General features: G+C 69.0%; 22 protein-coding genes. 4 read left to right on the top strand and 18 right to left on the bottom strand.

From position 1 onward, the window contains the following. The first annotated feature begins 16 nt into the window (after window positions 1-16). Window positions 17-493, top strand: coding sequence for a peroxiredoxin (locus IM787_RS16425; protein WP_193677748.1), 477 nt, complete (start codon window positions 17-19; stop codon window positions 491-493). Between the two features lie 69 nt (window positions 494-562). Here the strand turns inward: IM787_RS16425 and IM787_RS16420 are convergent, their stop codons facing one another. The 3 genes from IM787_RS16420 to IM787_RS16410 all read right to left on the bottom strand — a co-directional run bounded on the left by IM787_RS16420 (window position 563) and on the right by IM787_RS16410 (window position 2,509). Beyond that, the gene (locus IM787_RS16420; RefSeq protein WP_193677747.1) at window positions 563-1,042 is read right to left on the bottom strand and encodes a tetratricopeptide repeat protein; all 480 of its coding nucleotides are present in this window, start codon (window positions 1,040-1,042) and stop codon (window positions 563-565) included. Between the two features lie 124 nt (window positions 1,043-1,166). Then, entirely contained in the window at window positions 1,167-1,907 is a 741-nt protein-coding gene (locus tag IM787_RS16415; protein ID WP_193677746.1) for an anti-sigma factor, read from the bottom strand. Next, a complete protein-coding gene (locus IM787_RS16410; protein WP_193677745.1) occupies window positions 1,904-2,509 on the bottom strand; it encodes an RNA polymerase sigma factor in 606 nt (201 codons plus the stop codon). The genes IM787_RS16415 and IM787_RS16410 overlap by 4 nt, the downstream gene beginning before the upstream one ends. Window positions 2,510-2,717: 208 nt before the next feature. On the opposite strand from IM787_RS16410, the gene IM787_RS16405 reads away from it, so the two are divergent. Beyond that, entirely contained in the window at window positions 2,718-4,403 is a 1,686-nt protein-coding gene (locus tag IM787_RS16405; RefSeq protein WP_193677744.1) for a PhoH family protein, read from the top strand. Between the two features lie 105 nt (window positions 4,404-4,508). Here the strand turns inward: IM787_RS16405 and IM787_RS16400 are convergent, their stop codons facing one another. The 10 genes from IM787_RS16400 to IM787_RS16355 form a co-directional block, all read right to left on the bottom strand. Next, window positions 4,509-4,874 (bottom strand): hypothetical protein, encoded by a 366-nt coding sequence (locus IM787_RS16400; protein WP_193677743.1) that lies wholly within the window; start codon window positions 4,872-4,874, stop codon window positions 4,509-4,511. An 81-nt stretch (window positions 4,875-4,955) separates the two neighbouring features. Then, a complete protein-coding gene (gene dnaB / locus IM787_RS16395; protein WP_193677742.1) occupies window positions 4,956-6,371 on the bottom strand; it encodes a replicative DNA helicase in 1,416 nt (471 codons plus the stop codon). 162 nt (window positions 6,372-6,533) lie between these two features. Next, window positions 6,534-6,722 carry a hypothetical protein gene (locus IM787_RS16390; protein WP_193677741.1) on the bottom strand — a complete coding sequence of 63 codons (189 nt, stop codon included), beginning with the start codon at window positions 6,720-6,722 and terminating at the stop codon, window positions 6,534-6,536. Window positions 6,723-7,058: 336 nt separating this feature from the next. Further along, on the bottom strand, window positions 7,059-7,511 hold the full coding sequence (gene rplI, locus IM787_RS16385) for a 50S ribosomal protein L9 (protein ID WP_193677740.1): 453 nt from the start codon (window positions 7,509-7,511) through the stop codon (window positions 7,059-7,061). A 10-nt stretch (window positions 7,512-7,521) separates the two neighbouring features. Beyond that, entirely contained in the window at window positions 7,522-7,803 is a 282-nt protein-coding gene (gene rpsR / locus IM787_RS16380) for a 30S ribosomal protein S18 (protein ID WP_193677739.1), read from the bottom strand. A gap of 18 nt (window positions 7,804-7,821) precedes the next feature. Then, window positions 7,822-8,112 (bottom strand): primosomal replication protein N, encoded by a 291-nt coding sequence (gene priB, locus IM787_RS16375; protein ID WP_193677738.1) that lies wholly within the window; start codon window positions 8,110-8,112, stop codon window positions 7,822-7,824. Between the two features lie 19 nt (window positions 8,113-8,131). Continuing rightward, window positions 8,132-8,497, bottom strand: a complete 366-nt coding sequence (gene rpsF, locus IM787_RS16370; protein ID WP_193677737.1) for a 30S ribosomal protein S6 — start codon at window positions 8,495-8,497, stop codon at window positions 8,132-8,134. A gap of 131 nt (window positions 8,498-8,628) precedes the next feature. Continuing rightward, window positions 8,629-9,063, bottom strand: a complete 435-nt coding sequence (locus tag IM787_RS16365) for a hypothetical protein (protein ID WP_227494403.1) — start codon at window positions 9,061-9,063, stop codon at window positions 8,629-8,631. Window positions 9,064-9,167: 104 nt separating this feature from the next. Beyond that, the gene (locus IM787_RS16360; RefSeq protein ID WP_193677736.1) at window positions 9,168-9,800 is read right to left on the bottom strand and encodes a 3'-5' exonuclease; all 633 of its coding nucleotides are present in this window, start codon (window positions 9,798-9,800) and stop codon (window positions 9,168-9,170) included. 2 nt (window positions 9,801-9,802) lie between these two features. Next, complete coding sequence (locus tag IM787_RS16355) at window positions 9,803-11,692, bottom strand: DUF294 nucleotidyltransferase-like domain-containing protein (protein ID WP_193677735.1); 1,890 nt, start codon at window positions 11,690-11,692, stop codon at window positions 9,803-9,805. Window positions 11,693-11,773: 81 nt separating this feature from the next. On the opposite strand from IM787_RS16355, the gene IM787_RS16350 reads away from it, so the two are divergent. Beyond that, window positions 11,774-12,160 carry a hypothetical protein gene (locus IM787_RS16350; protein WP_193677734.1) on the top strand — a complete coding sequence of 129 codons (387 nt, stop codon included), beginning with the start codon at window positions 11,774-11,776 and terminating at the stop codon, window positions 12,158-12,160. Window positions 12,161-12,211: 51 nt separating this feature from the next. Here IM787_RS16350 and IM787_RS16345 read toward each other — a convergent pair whose 3' ends face one another. The 5 genes from IM787_RS16345 to IM787_RS16325 form a co-directional block, all read right to left on the bottom strand. Next, a complete protein-coding gene (locus IM787_RS16345) occupies window positions 12,212-14,347 on the bottom strand; it encodes a sodium:solute symporter family protein (RefSeq protein WP_193677733.1) in 2,136 nt (711 codons plus the stop codon). A gap of 4 nt (window positions 14,348-14,351) precedes the next feature. After that, on the bottom strand, window positions 14,352-14,609 hold the full coding sequence (locus tag IM787_RS16340) for a DUF4212 domain-containing protein (RefSeq protein WP_193677732.1): 258 nt from the start codon (window positions 14,607-14,609) through the stop codon (window positions 14,352-14,354). Between the two features lie 104 nt (window positions 14,610-14,713). Next, a complete protein-coding gene (locus tag IM787_RS16335; protein ID WP_354004430.1) occupies window positions 14,714-15,298 on the bottom strand; it encodes a tetratricopeptide repeat protein in 585 nt (194 codons plus the stop codon). Continuing rightward, the gene (locus tag IM787_RS16330; protein ID WP_193677731.1) at window positions 15,289-15,585 is read right to left on the bottom strand and encodes a hypothetical protein; all 297 of its coding nucleotides are present in this window, start codon (window positions 15,583-15,585) and stop codon (window positions 15,289-15,291) included. Before IM787_RS16330 ends, IM787_RS16335 begins: the two co-directional genes overlap by 10 nt. 83 nt (window positions 15,586-15,668) lie before the next feature. Next, on the bottom strand, window positions 15,669-17,783 hold the full coding sequence (locus tag IM787_RS16325; protein WP_193677730.1) for a VC_2705 family sodium/solute symporter: 2,115 nt from the start codon (window positions 17,781-17,783) through the stop codon (window positions 15,669-15,671). Window positions 17,784-17,895: 112 nt separating this feature from the next. Here IM787_RS16325 and IM787_RS16320 point away from each other — a divergent pair, with 112 nt between their 5' ends. Further along, a complete protein-coding gene (locus IM787_RS16320; RefSeq protein WP_193677729.1) occupies window positions 17,896-18,387 on the top strand; it encodes a hypothetical protein in 492 nt (163 codons plus the stop codon).

The raw sequence follows: 18,387 nt of genomic DNA, 5'->3' as shown, positions 1-18,387 counted from the left end.
ACACGCACCAGGACCTATGGCGATCGTTGTCAACAAACCCCTCCCCGAATTCGAAGCGAACGCCACGGGCGGCGTCAAGGTCACCAACACCTCCCACGTGGGCCAGATCGTGGTGCTGTACTTCTACCCGAAGGACAACACCCCCGGCTGCACCACCGAAGCCATGCAGTTCCGCGACAAGTACAAGGACTTCGTGAAGGCCGGCGCCGTCGTGTTCGGCGTCTCGCGCGACAACATGAAGTCGCACGACGAGTTCAAGACCAAGCTCGAGCTGCCCTTCGAGCTGATCGCCGACACCGAAGAGAAGATGTGCCACATGTTCGGCGTGGTCAAGAACAAGATCATGTACGGCAAGAAGGTCAAGGGCATCGAGCGCAGCACCTTCCTGGTCGGCGCCGACGGCATCCTCAAGCAGGAATGGCGCGGCCTGAAGGTCCCCGGCCACGTCGACGAGGTCCTCAAGGCCGTCAAGCTGCTGAAGAAGGCCGCCTGACGCGCCTGGCTTCCGCCAGCCCAACAGCAGAGCCGCCGGCCCCAGGGCCCGCGGCTCTTCTTCTTTGCCTTACTTGCCGGCGACCGGCGCACCGGCCAGCGCCTTCTGCAATTCCGCGGTCTCGGCGCAGTTCGCACACAGGGCCTGCAGGCGCGCGAGGCGGGCTTCCGCCTCGGCGCGACGGCCCGCCTTCACGTAGCCGATGCCCGAGTAGCTGAGCGCGCCCTTGTGGTTGGGGTCCAGCGCCAGCGCCTTGTCGTAGGCGGCGAAGGCTTCGTCGTAGCGGTTCTGCCAGCGCAGGGAGTAGCCGAGCATGTTGAAGGCGTCCGCGTTGCGCGGATCCCTGGCGGCGGCCCGGGCGAAGCTGTCGGATGCGGCCTTCCAGTTCTTCGCCTCGACGGCCTTCTTGCCGGCCGCGAAGTCGTCGGGCTGCGCGCTCGGCACCGCGACGGGGGAAGTGTCGGCGGCGTGCACGCCCTGCGCCAGGGCCAGTGCCAGGCCGAGGACGGGAACGGCGAACAGGCGACGGAGGGTGGAAGAAGGATTCATCGCGAAGCTCCTGGATCGGTGGATGGGAGTGCTGCGTTCTTCGCGGCACCTCCCACAAACGGAGGCTTCCGGGATTTGGATGCAGCGCCCGCGATCGCCAGGCAGGAAAATTCGCTGCGAGGTGTTACCAGAGCTTGGCGCAGTTGCCGGCGAACACCGGGGTGCCACTGGGAGCGGCAGGCCTTTCGGCGGTTTCCACGGTGACCACCAGCTTGCGCACGTTGGACAGCAGCTTCTCCGACGTGTCCGGCAAGGTCGAGACTGCCGACCCCGTGCCCGGCACGGGCCCCAGCAGGAAGGGCGCACCCTGCGCCGGCACCGCCCACAGCATCAACCGCCCGGCGGCCGGCGCGCTGATGGGTCCGATCACCTTGATCGTCATGGTGCGGCCGTGGCGCAGCGAGCTGACCAGCAGCTTGCCGTCGCCCTGCGCATCGGTCAGCAGGCCCACGTAGCTCATGGGCAGCTTCTCGCCGCTGCGCATCGCGGCCTTGTCCGCGGACAGGAACAGCGCGGGCGCGACCAGCACCGTCGCGAACGCGATGGCCAGGCCCGTCGCCAACCCGCCGAGGCCCATGCCCAGGGCGGCGGGGGTGAACCATCCCCACCAGCGGCCAGGCGGCCGCGCGGTCGCCGGCGGGAGTGTCCGCGCCTCGATGGCCAGCCACACGCGCGGCGAAGGACGCACCGCGGGCACGGAGGGCGCCAGCTGCGCCAGCCGCACTTCCCACTGCGTGGCCGCGAGGTCGACGTCCGGGCGCTCGCGCCGCAGGCGTTCGAAGCGCCGGCGCGCACGCAGCGTGAGCGTGCCGAGCGCATAGGCCGAAGCCAGGTGCTCCACCAGTCGCGGGTCGGCGTACCTCATGCCGCCACGCCCCGTGACTGCAGGCACGCCTTGAGCCGCTCCAGCCCGCGGCGGATCCACGCCTTGACCGACCCCAGCGGCGCGCCCATCTGCGCCGCGATCTCCGCGTGCGACAGCCCCTGGTAGTAGGCGAGCGCGAGGCTCTGGCGGTGGCTGCCCTGCAGGGCACCCATGCAATCCTCGATCTGCAGGGCCTGGGTCGCCTGCACCAGGAGCTCCAGCGCGCTGGCGCCGCCGGCTTGGCCGGGGGTCGCGGGATCGCCTTGGTCCAGGGCATCGGCGTCGGGCAGCTCGGTCTCCTTGCGGCGGGCGCGCGAGCGCAGCGCATCCAGCGCCTTGTTGCGGACGATCGCGATCAGCCAGGTCATGGGCTGCACCTCCACCCCGCCCACCTGGCTGCGGTACTGGGTGGCGCTCTTCCACACGCTGACGAAGGCTTCCTGCAACGCGTCTTCTGCGGCCTGCTCACGCCCCAACATACGAAGGGCGACGCCGAACAGATGCGCGTGCGTGCGCTGGTAGACGGTGGCGAACGCCGCGTGGTCGCCACGCGCGGTGTCGGCGAGGAGCTCCTGCAGCGTGCGACCGCCGTCCGGTGTCATGCGGCGCAGTATAGGTTGGCTCAGCCGCATGACGCTTCAGCACAACAGGAAACCGTCCGACATTGTCCTGCCCGGCTTGGTGTGCATAATGAATTCATGCCGTTGATCCCGACGCACAGCGTCATCACCGTCAGACCCGAAGAAGCCGCCTGGCCCGCCTGGCGGCTTTTTTGTTCCCCGCTCATCTCATCAGGAAGCCGTACCCCACATGCCCCTGCCTCCCGCACCGACCAAGCGCGCCGCCATGCTCCCGCCGGAAGCCCTCGACGCCCCGGCCCGTTCCTCGCACAAGGCGGCGCGAAAAACGGAGGCTCCGGCGGCTGAAACGCTGCTGGAGCGCCCGCAGGCGCAGGACGACTTCGATCCCCGCGCCGGTGGCGGCGACGTACCCGCCGGCAGCTACGACGCCGAGGTGGAGACCTACCTGGACGAACCGCAGCCCGCCCGCCGGATGCGCAAGGACGTCACCGTGCCGGCCGCGCAGCCGAAGAAGAAGAAATCGTCGGGCACGGCCAAGATGTTCGTGCTGGACACGAACGTGCTGATGCACGACCCGATGAGCCTGTTCCGCTTCGACGAGCACGACATCTTCCTGCCGATGGTGGTGCTGGAGGAACTGGACGGCCACAAGAAGGGCACGACCGAGGTCGCGCGCAACGCACGGCAGGCCAGCCGGTCGCTCGACGCCATGGCCAGCCCGCCGACGGCGGACATCGCCAGCGGCCTGAAGCTGGACAGCACCGGGCACAAGGAAGCCGGCGGCTGCCTGTTCTTCCAGACGATGCCCTTGTCGCCTTCCGGCCTGCCGATGGGCCTGCCGCCGGGCAAGGCGGACAACCAGATCCTGAGCGTGGTGCAGGCCTTGCAGGAAAAGCACGCGCCGCGCCAGGTGGTGCTGGTGTCCAAGGACATCAACATGCGCGTCAAGGCGCGCGCGCTGGGCCTGAACACCGAGGACTACCGCAACGACAAGACGCTGGACGACCTGGACCTGATGTATTCGGGTTCGCTCGCCCTGCCCCACGATTTCTGGTCGACCCACGGCAACGTGGAGAGCTGGCAGAGCGGCAGCCACACCTTCTACCGCGTGAGCGGGCCGGTCGTGCCCGGCCTCTTCATCAACCAGTTCGTCTACTTCGAGGCGCCGGGCGAGCCCAGCCTCTATGCGCGCGTGACCGAGATCCGCGGCAAGACGGCGGTGCTCAAGACGCTGAAGGACTTTGGCCACCTGAAGAACGCCGTCTGGGGCGTGACCACGCGCAACCGCGAGCAGAACTTCGCGATGAACCTGCTGATGGACCCGGAGGTCGACTTCGTGACGCTCTCCGGCACGGCGGGCACCGGCAAGACCCTGATGGCGCTGGCCGCGGGCCTGACGCAGGTGCTGGACGAGCGCCGCTACACCGAGATCATCATGACGCGCGCCACGGTGAGCGTGGGCGAGGACATCGGCTTCCTGCCCGGCACCGAGGAGGAGAAGATGGGCCCCTGGATGGGCGCGCTCGACGACAACCTCGAAGTGCTCGGCAAGACCGACAACGGCGCCGGCGAATGGGGCCGCGCCGCGACCAACGAACTGATCCGCAGCCGCATCAAGATCAAGAGCATGAACTTCATGCGCGGCCGCACCTTCCTGAACAAGTACGTGATCATCGACGAGGCGCAGAACCTGACGCCCAAGCAGATGAAGACGCTGATCACGCGCGCGGGCCCGGGCACCAAGATCATCTGCATGGGCAACCTCGCGCAGATCGACACGCCCTACCTCACGGAAGGTTCCTCGGGCCTGACGTTCGCCGTGGACAAGTTCAAGGGTTGGCCGCACAGCGGGCACATCACGCTGGCGCGCGGGGAGCGTTCCAGGCTGGCGGATTTCGCCAGCGACGTGCTGTAAACCCCGTCATTCCCGCGCAGGCGGGAATCCAGGGCATTCAAGGAAGGGCGCCGCGGCGCCCTTCTTCCATTCGGGCGCTGCCCGCCTCCGCGGGGATGACGGCCTTCAGGCCTTCTTGTGCGGCGGGTTGTGTTCCGACGGCGGGCAGTTGGAGATGCCGCGCCCGAACGGCGTGTAGCGCAGCACCTTCGACAGCCCGTCGCGCCCACTCGCGGCGCGTGCCACCAGGGCGCTGGCCGCGAAGGCACCGGCCGTGCGCACGGCCCAATGGCGGTCCTTGCGCGTGAACTGCCACACCGCGATGCCCAGCGCCAGCACCAGCCAGTGCTCGCCGGGAAAGCTGTCGCGCGCCTCGTCGACGGCCTTGATCTTCTCCAGCGTGGAGGGTTCGTCGAGTTCGGGCGGCACCTGTTCCACCGGCATCGGCAGGTTGGCCTCGGCCAGCGTCGGCATCAGGTTCATCTCTTGCATGGTCGTCTCCAGGGTGTCCTGGGACCAGCATCGCCCGCGGCGCACGCGCGCCGCGTAGGAAAGGAGCGGCAAACCGATGCGTCAGAAATCGTCGCTGCCGCCCCCGCCCATCGCCAGGTTCTCGAACTTGGTGAGCTGCTTGACGAAGGCCATCTTCACCGTGCCGGTGGGGCCGTTCCGCTGCTTGCTGATGATCACCTCCGAGACGCCGGGCTCCTTGGAGTCCTTGTTGTAGTAGTCGTCGCGGTAGATGAACATGATCACGTCCGCGTCCTGCTCGATGGCGCCGGATTCGCGCAGGTCGCTCATCATGGGGCGCTTGTCGGTGCGCGCCTCGACGCCCCGCGACAGCTGCGACAGGGCGATCAGGGGGCAGCCGAGCTCCTTGGCGAGCATCTTCAGGCCGCGCGAGATCTCGCCCACCGCGGTGGCGCGGTTCTCTTCGGCCATGCCGCCCGAGACGCTCATCAGCTGGAGGTAGTCGACCACGATCAGGCCGAGCTTGCCGCCGCACTGGCGCGCCAGGCGTCGCGCGTTGGCCCGGAGTTCGCTGACCGTGAGGCCGGGCGTCTCGTCGATGTGCAGCGAGATGTTGCGCAGCTTCTCGATGGCCTCCGTCAGGCGCGGCCACTCGTCGTCGGTGAGGCGCCCGGTGCGCAGGTGGGTCTGGTCGATGCGGCCGATGGAGCCGACGATACGTACGGCGAGCTGGGCGGCGCCCATTTCCATGGAGAACACCGCCACCGGCAGTTGCTCGTGCAGCGCCACGTGTTCGGCGATGTTGATGGCCAGCGAGGTCTTGCCCATCGAGGGGCGCGCGGCCAGGATGATCAGGTCGCCGGCCTGCATGCCCGAGGTCATGCGGTCCAGGTCGTAGAAGCCGGTGGGCACGCCCGTGATGTCGTTCGGGTTGTCCGCCATCTCCTGCACGCGGTCCAGCAGCTGCACCACCAGGGAGTCCATGCCCTGGAAGCCCTGCTTCATGCGCGAGCCCTCTTCCCCGATGTGGAAGATCTTCTGTTCGGCCTCGTCGAGGATCTTCTCGACCGGCTTGCCCTGCGGGTTGAAGGCGGCGGTGGCGATCTCGTCGCTGGCCGACACCAGCTTGCGCAGGATCGAGCGCTCGCGCACGATCTCCGCGTAGCGCCGGATGTTGGCGGCGCTCGGAACGTACTGCGCCAGCGAGTTCAGGTAGGGCAGCCCGCCGACCTCGTCGGCCTTGCCGAGGCCCTGCAGCTGCTCGTAGACGGTGATGACGTCGGCCGGCCGGGTGGCGTTGATCAGGCCGCCGATCGCCGCGTAGATCAGCTTGTGCTCGTAGCGGTAGAAATCGCCGTCGGTGAGCAGGTCGCCGACGCGGTCCCACGCCTGGTTGTCCAGCAGCAGGCCGCCCAGCACGCTGGACTCCGCCTCGATGGAATGCGGCGGGATGCGCAGCTGCGCCACCTGGCGGTCACGCGGGAAGTCGTCATCAACGGCGCTCAGGACGGCGGACATCTCGTTCTCTCCTCAAAGGAGGATTGTCGCTGTCGCTGTAAGGATGTCCAGCAACAACCATGGGGAGCTTCTCTGGGCATCCTGTGGACGGCACCGGCCAACCCTGTGCACGTCCTGTGCGCGGGCCGGGGATGGGCAGTGGGCAGGACGGGACAAGTTCCGCTACAGGAACCCGAGGAGCCAGCGCAGCAGGGCACTCCGCAGCGAGGGAAGGACCGCGGCCATGCCCCCAAGCAGGATCGCCGCGGCGAGCAGTCCGGCACCGAACAGCATCCCCGTCTTCTCGAACGCCGCCATCGCGAGCCGCACCCACCAGGGCGCGTCGCGCAGGTGCGGCACGCTCGTGGACATCAGCTTCCACCCCTCGGCGGGCGGCGCGGGCAGGCTGGGCCGCGCAGCTGGCGGATCCCGCCAACCTGTTGCGACCGGGAGCTCCTGCCTGGCCCGGGCTTGTTTCCGCATCTGGCGGCTTCGACGGCTGCTCATCTCGCTCTTCCCGTTCGGACTTCGGGCGCTCGCGACTTGCCGCTGTTCCCACCGAACCCGGCCATGGGCGCGCCCACGACAGAGCTATCATGAACCAAACACTGTATGAAACAACAGTGATTCCACCTGCCCGGCCTCAGCCGCTTGCCTAAGGCCAAAAAAAAGCCGCCCGAAGGCGGCCTTGCCGTGCGCGGAAAAGGCTCAGGCCGTTTCGCCGTACACGGTCACGTTGACTTCCACCACCACGTCGGTGTGCAGGGCCACGGACACGGCGCTGTCGCCCACGGTCTTGATCGGGCCGTTGGGCATGCGCACCTGGGCCTTCGCGACCGGGAAGCCCATCTTGGTGAGTTCCTCGGCGATGTCGAAGTTGGTGACCGAGCCGAACAGGCGGCCGTCGACGCCGGCCTTCTGGGTCAGCTTGACGGTCTTGCCGGCCAGCTTCTCGCCCGTGGCTTGCGCCTCGGCCAGCTTGGCGGCGGCCTGCTTTTCGAGCTCGGCGCGCTTGGCTTCGAATTCGGCCTTGTTCGCGTCGGTGGCGCGGCGGGCATGGCCTTGGGGGATCAGGAAGTTACGGGCGTAGCCGTCCTTCACCTTGACGATCTCGCCCAGGTTGCCCAGGTTGATGACTTTTTCGAGCAGGATGACTTGCATGGCGGCGTCCTCAGATGCGGTGCTGGTCGGAGTACGGGATCATCGCCAGGAAGCGCGCGCGCTTGATGGCGGTGTTCAGCTGCCGCTGGTAGATCGCGCGGGTGCCGGTCAGGCGCGCGGGGATGATCTTGCCGTTCTCGGAGATGAAGTCGCGCAGGGTGTCGACGTCCTTGTAGTCGATCTCTTCGACGCCGGCGACGGTGAAGCGGCAGAAGCGCTTGCGCTTGAACAGCAGCGACTGGGTGTTGCGCTTCGGACGCTTGTCCTTGTTGAATTTCTTGAACGTGGCCATGGTGGACCTCTACGAAAGTTAAGTGTCTTGCTGGAATGACTGGATGTGGAGGACAGGGTGCCTGCCGTGCCGCGGTGCCGCCAGGAAGCCCGTGAACCTGAATCCGCTGCCGACCGCCTGCCGCGCAAGCGTCTCGGCGTCGGTCCCGAAGGCGACCGCCCTGACCTCCACCTTGACCTGCCTCGGATGCCCCGCTTCGAGGGCTTCCGACTCGTGCTCGAGCCTCAGGTCGACGGCGGGCAGTCCGGCGGGGGTGTAGCGCAGGGGCTTGGCCTCCGCGATACGCGCGCTCAGGATCGTCTGGTTCACGCCCGGCGGCAGCTGCCGCTTACGACTGGAACTCCGCCTGCTGCGCCTTGCGGGCTTCCTCGCGCTCCACGGTCTTCATCATGGAGGACGGGCCCGTTTCGGCCTTCTTCTTCACCACGGTCAGGTGGCGCAGCACGGCATCGTTGAAGCGGAACGCGTGTTCCAGCTCGCTCATCACGGCCTGGTCGGCCTCGATGTTGATGCACAGGAAGTGAGCCTTGGCGAGCTTGTTGATCTGGTACGCCAGCTGGCGGCGGCCCCAGTCCTCGACACGGTGCACCTTGCCGTTGCCGGTGGTGATCATGCCCTTGTAGCGCTCCAGCATGGCCGGAACCTGCTCGCTCTGATCCGGGTGGATCAGCAAGACGATTTCATAGTGACGCATACGACTCCTTGTGGATCGCGCCGCGCGGTCGCGCGGCGCTCGGTTGAAGCTGCCCCCGGCGTCTGGACGGGGTGCAGCAAGGTGAGCCCGCGATTATAGCCCGCTGCCGCGGACGCTGCCGAGCAGCTGGCTCAGGCGGGCCGCAGGGCCGCGTCGAGCGGCGCGAAGCGCACCGGGCCAACGGCGGCGCGGATGCGCGGCGCCAGCGCTTCCAGCTCCGCGAGGGAGGCGGCCCCTTCGACCGCGAGGTTCAGGTCGCGCGCCCCGACGTCGGCCGTGAGGCGCGTGGCGATCTCGTAGGCCCGCATGTAGCGTTCGCGTTCGGTGGCGGTGGTGCGGGTCTCCGTCAGGAGCGGCACCGGATAGGAGTCTCCCGGCTCGTCGGCCACCAGCCCCATTGCCATGAGCCGCTCGATGTCGGCGCGGGTCACGCCGCTGTTCGCCGTCGCCGCCAGCACCTCCTCGAGGCTGCGGTGGCCGTCGATCAGGATCAGCGCCATCCGCAGGCGCTGCGGCAGGCCCGCCGAGCGGTCCTTGAGCACCTGGTGCCCGGCGGCGGTCTTCATGAAGGACATGGCGGTCGTGGGGCTGTGAGGCATCAGTTTCCCAGATTACCCACCGTTACGGCGTCGGAAACCGCCGCATCGGGCTATGCCGATCGGGCGTTGCCTCAGCCGTGCGCGATCCAGCGGTGACGCGCCGCCAGCCGCCGGACCTCGTCCCAGCCGGCGCACTCCGCGGCCACGCGCGGCCAGATGCGCAGCAGCAGTTCGCATTCGGCCAGCGTATCGGCGCTCGCCTGGTGGCGCGCGGCGCAGCGGATGCCGAAATGCGCCAGCCATTCGTCGAGGGAGCGCGCGCGCACCCCGGGGTAAGTCACGGCACAGAGGTGCGCGATGTCGAGCCAGGGGTTGGCCGGCGCCGCCCCCAGCCAGGCGCGTGCGTGCCGTCCGATCAGCGCCTGGTCGAACGCGGCATGGAAAGCCAGCAGCGGCGCTCGCCCCGCGAAGTCCACGAAGCCCTGCAGTCCGTCCGCTGCGGGCCGTCCTTCCAGCTGGCGCCGCACACCGATGCCGTGCAGCAGGATGTTGTCGTGCGTGCTCGGCACCGCCTGGCGCAGCACGACCTCGAAGCTGTCGCCCAGGTCGATGGCGATGCGCCCGGTCTGCCAGTCGACCCTCAGGGCGATCGCGGCGACCGCCAGCAGGCGATCGCGCGCCGCATCGAGGCCGCTGGTCTCCACGTCGACGACGAGCCAGCGACCGGCGTCGACCTCCTGGGCCCTGCGGCGCCACCACGCCATGCTCAGCGCTCGTAGTCCAGCCGCAGCCGCTGCTGCAGCAGCCGGGCAAAGCGGAACGCCTCGCGCAGGATGCGGCGGTCGATCTCGTTGAGCGAGGCGACCGCCACGCGGTTGGCGTGTTCGCCAGACGCGCCTTCGAGCTGGATGCGCAGCCGCAGCATCTGCAGGAACTCGAAGCCTCCGACCCAGGCACCGTACTCCGCCGGCTGCAAGCCGAGCCGCATGCCCACGCTTTCCAGCCGCTCGCGCGTGTTGGTGGCCGTGATGCCATGCGCCAGGCTGTAGACGCGCGCGGCGTCGACGAAGATCGCCGTGCCCTGCAGCTTCAGGTCGACCGATCCACCCGCGTCCGTCTCGACACCGCCCAGCCAGTTCAGCGGCGGCACGCGGGACAGCCCGTTGAGCGCGAGCTGCTTGAGGAAGCGGGCATTGCGGCGCGCGCCCTCCACCACTTCGGCCCGCAGGCTTTCGGCCAGGCCGCGGTTTCCCGCCAGCGGCCGCAGGTCGAAGTAGACGCTGGCGCCCAGCAGGTCCTGCGGCGCCCCGTGCTCGACCCAGTGCGAGAAGCGCTCGCGCCAGGCGCGCAGCGGCAGGCAGCCGCCGGGCGCGCCCGCCATGATGCCGCCGCGGCACAGCGGAAAGCCGCAGTCGTCCAGCGCGGCGTTGGCCGCGGCGCCGAACGCCCGGGCGCCGCGCTGCTCCTCGTCGGTGCTGTCGTCCGCGAGGATCAGCGCGTTGTCCTGGTCCGTGGCGATGGTCTGCTCGCCGCGGCCTTCCGAGCCGAGCGCCAGCCAGCACATGCGGTCGAGGGACACGCCATGCGCGGGTGCCAGGAGTTCCAGCAGGCGCTGCGTCAGCACGTCGTTCAGGTGGCTGATGAGGGCCGTCAGCTGGCGCGCCTGCACGCCCTGGCTCAGCAGGTTGCGGGCGAAGCGTCGGATGTCCTGCGCCACCAGCTTCAGCGTCGCGACGTCCGCGGCGGCGCGGATCGCGGTGCTCACCTGCTTGAGCGACAGGCGCTGCAGCGCGAACAGGTCCCGCTCCGAAACGAGCCCGACCACGGCGCCGTCGCGGGTGACCGGGACGTGACGGATGCCGTGCTGCGACATCAGCAGCGCGGCGTCCTGGCCGGTGTGGGCCGCGGTGAGCGTGTGCACGGGCTGCGCCATCACCTCGGCCACCGGCCGGTCCAGCGGCACTTCCGCCAGCGTCACGCGGCCCAGCACGTCGTAGCGCGTGAGGATGCCCAGCGCCTCGCCGCCGGTGCCCGTCACGATCACGGAGCCGATGCGGCGGCCGTGCATCAGGGCCAGCGCCGCGCGCAGCGGAGTCTCCGGGCCGCAGGTGACGGGCTGGCGCTGCACCAGGTCGCCGAGCGCCGTCTCCAGCGATTGTTCCGCCAGGGTCTGGGAGGCGTACGCCACCTGCAGCGCGCGGCGGGAAAGGTCGAGGAACTGCGCGATGCGGCGGTTCAGGAAGTCGGCGAACTCCGGGCTGCGGCCGGCGAGCGCATCCATCGCCTCCACCGGCAGCACCAGCACGAACGTGTCGGAGGTGGAGCGGTAGGTGGCCGTCACCGGCCGGCGCGCGACCGCGGCGCTGAGCGGGAACAGGTCGCCGGCCTCGTACGAGAACGCACCGCCGGAGAGTTCGGCCAGGCCCTTGACGCCGCTCACGGCCCCCTGGCGGATCACGAAGATCTCGCGCACCGGCCCGGAGGCGGGGTCGACGAGCAGTTCCTCCGGTGCGTAGTAGCGCTGCTCCGCATGCGCGAGGAAGAAGTCCACCGCCTCCTGCGCCATCTCCGAGAACGGCGGATGCCGCACCAGGTCCGGGCGCAGCGCCGCCAGCAGGCTGGCCGGCGGCGGGGAGCGGCTGCTGCTGTCGAGCATGGTGGAAGAATTATCGATGAATGCTCACACGCTGGCGACCCGCCGCGCCGCAGAATCCTGCTAGCTCACAGCGAGGTCTCCATGGAAAGTCGCCTGTTCGAACATTTCAAGCGCATCGGCTTCCGCAAGTGGTACGAGCGGCAGCTGCTGTCCAGCCATGCCCACATGGTGCTGGCCTTCCTCAGCGCGATCGCGCTGGTCGCCAGCATGGAGGCGTACCGCACCTCCCGGGGGGATACGCAGCTTGCGAACGTGCTGTTCGTCGTCGTCTGCGCCGCGATCGGCCTCTGGGCGATCCGCCGCTACCTGTTCCTGCTGATGCGCGCGGAGATGGCAGCCAACCAGGCGAGCTGCCCCGACTGCGGCGATTACGGCCGCTTCCGGGTCGTGGGCCAGCGCCCGCGGCTGCAGGCGATCGACGTCTGCTGCCGCAAGTGCTCGCGCGACTGGACGATCTCGGCGCAATGAAAAAAGCCCCGGGGGCGCACCCCCGGGGCTCGTCTCGCGCGAAGCGTGCGGTCAGGCGGTGCGGGCCGCCGTGCCGCGCAGCTCCGGATAGCGCACGTGTTCGACCAGCTCCTGCGTCTTCTTGTCCGGCGCAGGGGTGAACAGGCTCACCAGGATGATCACCGCGAAGCCGATCGGCACGCCGAACAGGCCGGCGGAAATCGGCTGGATGCCCCACCACAGCTCGATCGGCGAGGTGACGCCGAACACGCCGCGCATCCAGGGCTGGGTGGTGACCATGTAGTACAGGGTCACGCCGAGGCCGGCGACCATGCCCAGCGAGGCGGCGATGCCCGTGGCGCGCTTCCAGAAGATCCCCAGCACCAGCGCCGGGAAGAAGGCCGCGGCCGCGAACGAGAACGCCGCGGAAACCAGGAACAGGATGTCGGCCGGTTTCTGCGAGGCCACCGCCGCCGCGGCCAGGGCCACGATCAGCAGCAGGATCTTCGACAGCATCACACGGCGGGCCGTGGGCGCGTTCGGGTCGATCATCTTGTAGTAAAGGTCGTGCGACAGCGCGTTGGCGATCGTCAGCAGCAGGCCGTCCGCCGTGGAGAGCGCAGCCGCGAGGCCGCCCGCCGCCACCAGGCCGGACACCACGTACGGCAATCCGCCGATGGCCGGGGTCGCCAGCACCACGATGTCGCCGCCGATGGTGATCTCGCCGAACTGCAGGATGCCGTCCTTGTTCAGGTCGGCCACGGACAGCAGCGTCGGGTCGACCTTGTTCCAGGCGGAGATCCAGAACGGCAGGTTCTGGAACGAGCTGCCCACGACGTTGTTGAACATCTCGTACTTCACCAGCACCGCCAGCGCCGGCGCCGTGAAGTACAGCAGGAAGATGAAGAACAGCGACCACGTCACCGAGTCGCGCGCCTCCTTGACGCTGGGCGTCGTGTAGTAGCGCATCAGGATGTGCGGCAGTGCGGCCGTGCCCACCATCAGGCAGAAGATCAGCGCCAGGAAGTTGCGCCGCGACGTGTCATAGGTGTCCTTCGCCTTCTGGTCCCCGTTCGGGTCCCCCGCGAAGATCTGCCCGTGCCGCGGCATGCCGCCGAGCGGCTTGTCCTTCGCCTCGGCGGCGGTCTTGGCGGCCGTCCAGGCCTTGACCGCTGCGGCTTCGTCCTTCGGCATCGCGGCCAGCGCCTTCTCGGCCGCCTGCAGTTCGGCCACGGGCGCCGTGCCGGCGCGCAGGTCGGCGACCTTCTTCTCCGCTGCCGCGCGGTCCGCGGCGAGCGCCGGGCCGGGGTTCTTCAGCTTCTCCGCCAGGGCCGCCGCGCGGTCGGCGTAGACCTTGCGCACCGCCTGCTCGCCGGGGTCGGCGATCAGCTGCGCTTCCTTGGCCGTCACCTTCTCCATCTGGTAGCCGTACACCAGCTGCGGGACCGGCACGCTGGTCTGCTTGACCGACAGCCAGACCACCGGGATCAGGTACGCGATGATCAGGATGATGTACTGCGCCACCTGGGTCCAGGTGACCGCGCGCATGCCGCCCAGGAACGAGCACACCAGGATGCCCGCGAGGCCCAGGAAGATGCCGATCTCGAAGGCCACGCCGGTCAGGCGGGTGGTGATGATGCCGACGCCGTAGATCTGCGCCACCACGTAGGTGAAGGAGCAGAGGATCGCGGCCACGATGCCGATGAAGCGCGGCAGGTTGCCGCCGTAGCGCTCGCCCAGGAAGTCGGGGATGGTGAACTGGCCGAACTTGCGCAGGTAGGGCGCGAGGAACAGCGCCACCAGCACGTAGCCGCCGGTCCATCCCATGATGAACGCGAGGCCGCTGTAGCCCGTGAGGTACAGCGTGCCGGCCATGCCGATGAACGAAGCCGCCGACATCCAGTCGGCGCCGGTCGCCATGCCGTTGTAGACGGCGGGCACGCGGCGCCCCGCCACGTAGTATTCCGCGGCGTCGGTCGTGCGGCTCATGATGCCGATGCCGGCATACAGGCCGATGGTGGCGAGCAGGAAGATGAAACCGATCCAGTCGCGGTTCAGGCCCATCTGCTCCAGGACCGCCAGCACGACCACGAAGGCGACGAAACCCCCGGTGTAGAAGCCGTAGACCTTGTTCAGCTGCTTCTTGAAGGCGGTGTTGGACGCCGTGGAGACGTTCGGCTGGGCTTTTTCGGGATTGAGGGTGGCCATGGTGTCAGTCCTCCTCGGCGACGCCGTATTCCTGGTCCAGCTTGTTCATGTAGCGCGCGTAGAACCAGATGATCGCGACGTACACGACCAGCGCACCCTGGGCCCCCATCCAGAAGCTGAAGGGCCAGCCGAAGAAGTTGAAGCTCAGGTCGCGGGCGAAGTAGCCCACGACGAAGGTCACGACGAACCAGATCGCCAGCAGGATGCCGGTGATGCGCAGGTTCCTCTGCCAGTACTCCCGATGCCTTGCGGTCATCTCCATGTCGTCTCCTTTTGGACCGAAGTCCTTCTTCTCCACAGTTGCCATGCGGCCCGCCGCGGCTCGCGCCGCGGCCTGCAACCGGGCCGCCCCGGTCAGGTCGCCTCTCAGCTGGCGGGAGAGACGGTCAGGCCCGTCTCGCGTTCCAGCTGGGCGGCGACCTTCGGCTCGAACCGGGAGAGGTGGCGGATGATCTTCCGCGCCTCTTCCGGCTCGTGCCGGTCCACATGCACCCGCGCCAGCTGGTACCAGCCGTACGGGCTCATGGGCTGCAATTGCGTGTTCTTCTTCAGCGCGGCGACGGCCTCGTCGAGCCGCTGCTGGCGGATGAGGACCAGCCCGAGGCCATACCAGGCCCGGTCGAGCTGGGGAGACAGTTCGGTGGCGCGGCGGAAGGCGGCTTCGGCGCGATCGAAATCGCCCGCCTCCTCCAGCAGGAAGCCGTAGTTGAACCAGTGCGTGCCGTTGTCGCCATGCACCGCCAGCAGCTGCTGCATCGCCTGCAGCGCCCCGGCGCGGTCGCCTCGCTGCGACAGCAGGTGCGCGCGGCTGGCCATCGCGTAGGCGTCGCCCGGGAATTCGGCGAGCATCTCCTCGAACACGGCCATCGCGGCCTCGCGCCGGCCGAACACCAGGTTGGCAATGGCGCGCCAGCGCAGTCCGCGATAGCGCAGGGCCCGGATCACTTGCACAGGTGCACCCCGATTCGCACGCAGATGTCGATCTTGGTCATCGTGGCGACGACCCAGACGAAGAACAGCAGCAGGAAGGCCACGAGCGGCAGGTGGCGGTCGAGGACGACGCGCGGGGAGACGAGGCGCGCGCCCGTGATGAAGGGCTTGGTGAGCACCTGGAACAGCTGGTAGACCAGGTTCTGCTCCTTCTTGGCGCCGGCCAGGATGCCGAGCACCCATTGGCCGGCAATCGCCATCAACGCGATCTCGGCCACCAACTTCAGGACTTCGACCAGCAGCAGCACGCGCCCTCCTTCCGGGTTGGCGAATGGTTTGTAGTGGCCCTTACGGTTTCCTTACAGAAGGGCTTCCTGCAGGCATTCCTCCGCTAGGGATTGCCCGTAGTCGCTTCGGGCGCCGGGACGCGCACGCGCGTGAACAGGCTGACCGCGACCATCACCGCGACGCCCGTGGCCATTCCGAAAACGCCGGCGGCCACGGGCTGGATCCCGAACCAGAGCGAAGGCTCGCCGGCGAGGCCGAGCGCGGAGCGCACGCCGGTCGACTTCGCGGTCATGTAGTACACCGTCACCCAGAAGCCGGCGAGCATGCCGGCCACCGCGCCGGCGCGTGTCGTGCCGCGCCAGAAGATCCCCAGCACCATCGCGGGCAGCAGCGCGGAAGCCGCCAGCGAGAACGACGCCGACACCAGCGGCAGGATGTCGGCCGGCTTGAGCGAAGCCACCATCGCCGCCAGCAGCGCCACGGCCAGCAGCGCGAACTTCGACAGGATCACCCTCTTCTGGGCGGACACGGCGCTGCCCAGGTCGCGGCTGTACAGGTCCCGCACCAGCGCGTTGCTGATGGTCAGGAGCAGGCCGTCCGCGGTGGAGAGCGCCGCGGCCAGGCCGCCGGCGGCCACGAGCCCCGAGACCACGTACGGCAGCCCGCCGATCTCCGGCGTGGCCAGCATGATGATGTCCGCGCCCATGCGGATCTCGCCGAACTGCACGCGGCCGTCGCCGTTGATGTCGCTCACCGACACGAGCGAGGAATCCACCCGCGCCCACTGGACGATCCACGCGGGCAGCGCGTCGAAGCTGCTGCCCACGAGGCCCTGCATGACTTCGAACTTCACCAGCACCGCCAGCGCCGGCACGCTCAGGTACAGGAGCGCGACGAAGAACAGCGCCCATGCCACCGAGGACCGCGCCTCCGCCACGGTGGGTGTCGTGTAGAAGCGCGTGAGCAGGTGGGGCAGGCCCGCTGTGCCCGCCATCAGGCAGAAGATCAGCGCCAGGAAGTTGGCGCGCGAGTGCGTGAAGGCCTCCCCTTCCGGGCCGGGCGCCCCGGGGTTGCCCGCGAACGCCTGGCCATGCGGTGGCAGGCCCCCGAGCGGGCGGGCCCGCTGCAGCGAGTCGTGCATCGCGCGCGTCCATTGCTCGCGCGCCCCCGCCGCGTCCTTGGGCAGCGCGGCGAACTCCCGGTTGGCGGCGACGATCAAGGCCGAGTCCGCGTCCTGCGCCTTCAGCTGCCGGATGCGCTCGCGCGCGGCGGCACGGTCGGCGGCGAGGGCGGCATCGACGTCCTGGAGCTTGGCGCGGAACGCGTCGGCACGCCGCAGGTATTCGGCCTGCACCGCCTTTTCCTCCGGCGAGTCCACCAGGCGGCGCTCCAGCTCCTCGATCTTGGCGAGCTGCTCGCCGTAGACCAGCGGCGCCAGCGGGTTGCCCAGCTGCTTGTAGGCGAGCCAGGAGACGGGGATCAGGAAGGCGAGGAGCAGCACCACGTACTGCGCCACCTGCGTCCACGTGATCGCCCGCATGCCACCCAGGAAGGAACAGAGCAGCACGCCGCCGAGCCCCAGGAGGATGCCGATCTCGAATTGCACGCCCGTCAGGCGCGACGCGATCAGCCCGATGCCGTAGATCTGCGCGACGACGTAGGTGAAGGAACAGACGACCGCCGCCAGCGCCGCGAGCCGGCGGGGCCAGTCGCCGCCGTAGCGCACGTGGAAGTAGTCGGGCACCGTGTACAGGCCCAGGCGCCGCAGGTAGGGCGCGACCAGGAGGGCGACGAGGCAGAAGCCTCCCGTCCAGCCGAGGACGTACGCCAGGCCGCCGGCCTGGTGCTCGCTGCCGCTGAACCCCTGCAGGTACAGGCCGCCGGCCAGCGAGATGAAGGAAGCCGCGCTCATCCAGTCCGCGGCCGCCGCCATGCCGTTGTACATCGGCGGGATGCGGCGCCCGGCGACGTAGTACTCCTCGGGGTCGGTCGTGCGGCTGTAGATCCCGATCGCCGCGTACATCATCACCGTGGAGAACAGGAAGATCGGCCCCAGCCAGAAGCGGGAAAGGCCCATCTGCTCGGCCCAGGCGAGCAGCAGGAGGAAGGCGAGCAGGCCGGCGATGTAGCCGGCGACGAGGCGGTGCAGCCGGCGGGCATAGCCCGCCGGCGCCTCAGACACCCGGCCTCCGCGATCCCCGCTCCATGCGCGGATCATGGCCGAAGCGCAGGCGAATGTCTCTCAGGGGGAACATCCATGATTGCCGCGGGCGGCGCGCCGCCGTAAGCTCCGCGTCAGCGGCGCAGGTGGCCGCGCGTTGGGGAATGACATGGACCAGGATGTGATCTACCGCAAGACGGCTCTCGGCACGGAAGCCATCGCGACGCGCAGCCCCGCGCTCGCCCCGCGGGAACGCTCGCTCCTGATCATGGTGGACGGCCGCCGGAAGGCCGCCGAGCTGAACGCGATCGGCAACGCCGGCGAACTGCTGCCCGCCCTGCTGGCGAAGGGGTTCATCGAACCTTTGGCCCCGGCGGGAGCCGCCTTCGACCCCACCCAGCCGGCGCCGCTGGAAGGCCTGCCGGCACCGAAGGCCCCCGAGCCCCTCTCCGTGCAGGCCGCGCAGCGGCTGGCGGTGCGCCGCCTGACCGACCTGCTCGGGCCCAGCGCGACCGACCTGTGCCTGCGGGTGGAGAAGGCGCGCACCGCGCCGGAACTCGTCGCGGCCCTCAAGCACGTCGAAGCCACGCTGCGCCAGGTGCTGGGCGCGCCGGCCGCCGCCCGCTTCATCCAGGAAGTGGGCCGGATCCAGGGCGCCTAG

The sequence above is a fragment of the Ramlibacter pallidus genome (assembly GCF_015070875.1).
In the GTDB taxonomy this organism is placed as follows: Bacteria; Pseudomonadota; Gammaproteobacteria; order Burkholderiales; family Burkholderiaceae_C; genus Ramlibacter; species Ramlibacter pallidus.
The sequence above is the reverse complement of the archived record's forward strand: the minus strand, read 5'-3'. Positions and strand labels throughout refer to the sequence as shown.

Bases quoted from the DNA above. Each gene is read 5' to 3' on its own strand.
- IM787_RS16425 (WP_193677748.1), top strand. From the start codon at position 17: ATGGCGATCGTTGTCAACAAACCCCTCCCCGAATTCGAAGCGAACGCC.
- IM787_RS16420 (WP_193677747.1), bottom strand. From the start codon at position 1,042: ATGAATCCTTCTTCCACCCTCCGTCGCCTGTTCGCCGTTCCCGTCCTC.
- IM787_RS16415 (WP_193677746.1), bottom strand. From the start codon at position 1,907: ATGAGGTACGCCGACCCGCGACTGGTGGAGCACCTGGCTTCGGCCTAT.
- IM787_RS16410 (WP_193677745.1), bottom strand. From the start codon at position 2,509: ATGACACCGGACGGCGGTCGCACGCTGCAGGAGCTCCTCGCCGACACC.
- IM787_RS16405 (WP_193677744.1), top strand. From the start codon at position 2,718: ATGCCCCTGCCTCCCGCACCGACCAAGCGCGCCGCCATGCTCCCGCCG.
- IM787_RS16400 (WP_193677743.1), bottom strand. From the start codon at position 4,874: ATGCAAGAGATGAACCTGATGCCGACGCTGGCCGAGGCCAACCTGCCG.
- dnaB (WP_193677742.1), bottom strand. From the start codon at position 6,371: ATGTCCGCCGTCCTGAGCGCCGTTGATGACGACTTCCCGCGTGACCGC.
- IM787_RS16390 (WP_193677741.1), bottom strand. From the start codon at position 6,722: ATGTCCACGAGCGTGCCGCACCTGCGCGACGCGCCCTGGTGGGTGCGG.
- rplI (WP_193677740.1), bottom strand. From the start codon at position 7,511: ATGCAAGTCATCCTGCTCGAAAAAGTCATCAACCTGGGCAACCTGGGC.
- rpsR (WP_193677739.1), bottom strand. From the start codon at position 7,803: ATGGCCACGTTCAAGAAATTCAACAAGGACAAGCGTCCGAAGCGCAAC.
- rpsF (WP_193677737.1), bottom strand. From the start codon at position 8,497: ATGCGTCACTATGAAATCGTCTTGCTGATCCACCCGGATCAGAGCGAG.
- IM787_RS16365 (WP_227494403.1), bottom strand. From the start codon at position 9,063: ATGAAGACCGCCGCCGGGCACCAGGTGCTCAAGGACCGCTCGGCGGGC.
- IM787_RS16360 (WP_193677736.1), bottom strand. From the start codon at position 9,800: ATGGCGTGGTGGCGCCGCAGGGCCCAGGAGGTCGACGCCGGTCGCTGG.
- IM787_RS16355 (WP_193677735.1), bottom strand. From the start codon at position 11,692: ATGCTCGACAGCAGCAGCCGCTCCCCGCCGCCGGCCAGCCTGCTGGCG.
- IM787_RS16350 (WP_193677734.1), top strand. From the start codon at position 11,774: ATGGAAAGTCGCCTGTTCGAACATTTCAAGCGCATCGGCTTCCGCAAG.
- IM787_RS16345 (WP_193677733.1), bottom strand. From the start codon at position 14,347: ATGGCCACCCTCAATCCCGAAAAAGCCCAGCCGAACGTCTCCACGGCG.
- IM787_RS16340 (WP_193677732.1), bottom strand. From the start codon at position 14,609: ATGGAGATGACCGCAAGGCATCGGGAGTACTGGCAGAGGAACCTGCGC.
- IM787_RS16325 (WP_193677730.1), bottom strand. From the start codon at position 17,783: ATGATCCGCGCATGGAGCGGGGATCGCGGAGGCCGGGTGTCTGAGGCG.
- IM787_RS16320 (WP_193677729.1), top strand. From the start codon at position 17,896: ATGGACCAGGATGTGATCTACCGCAAGACGGCTCTCGGCACGGAAGCC.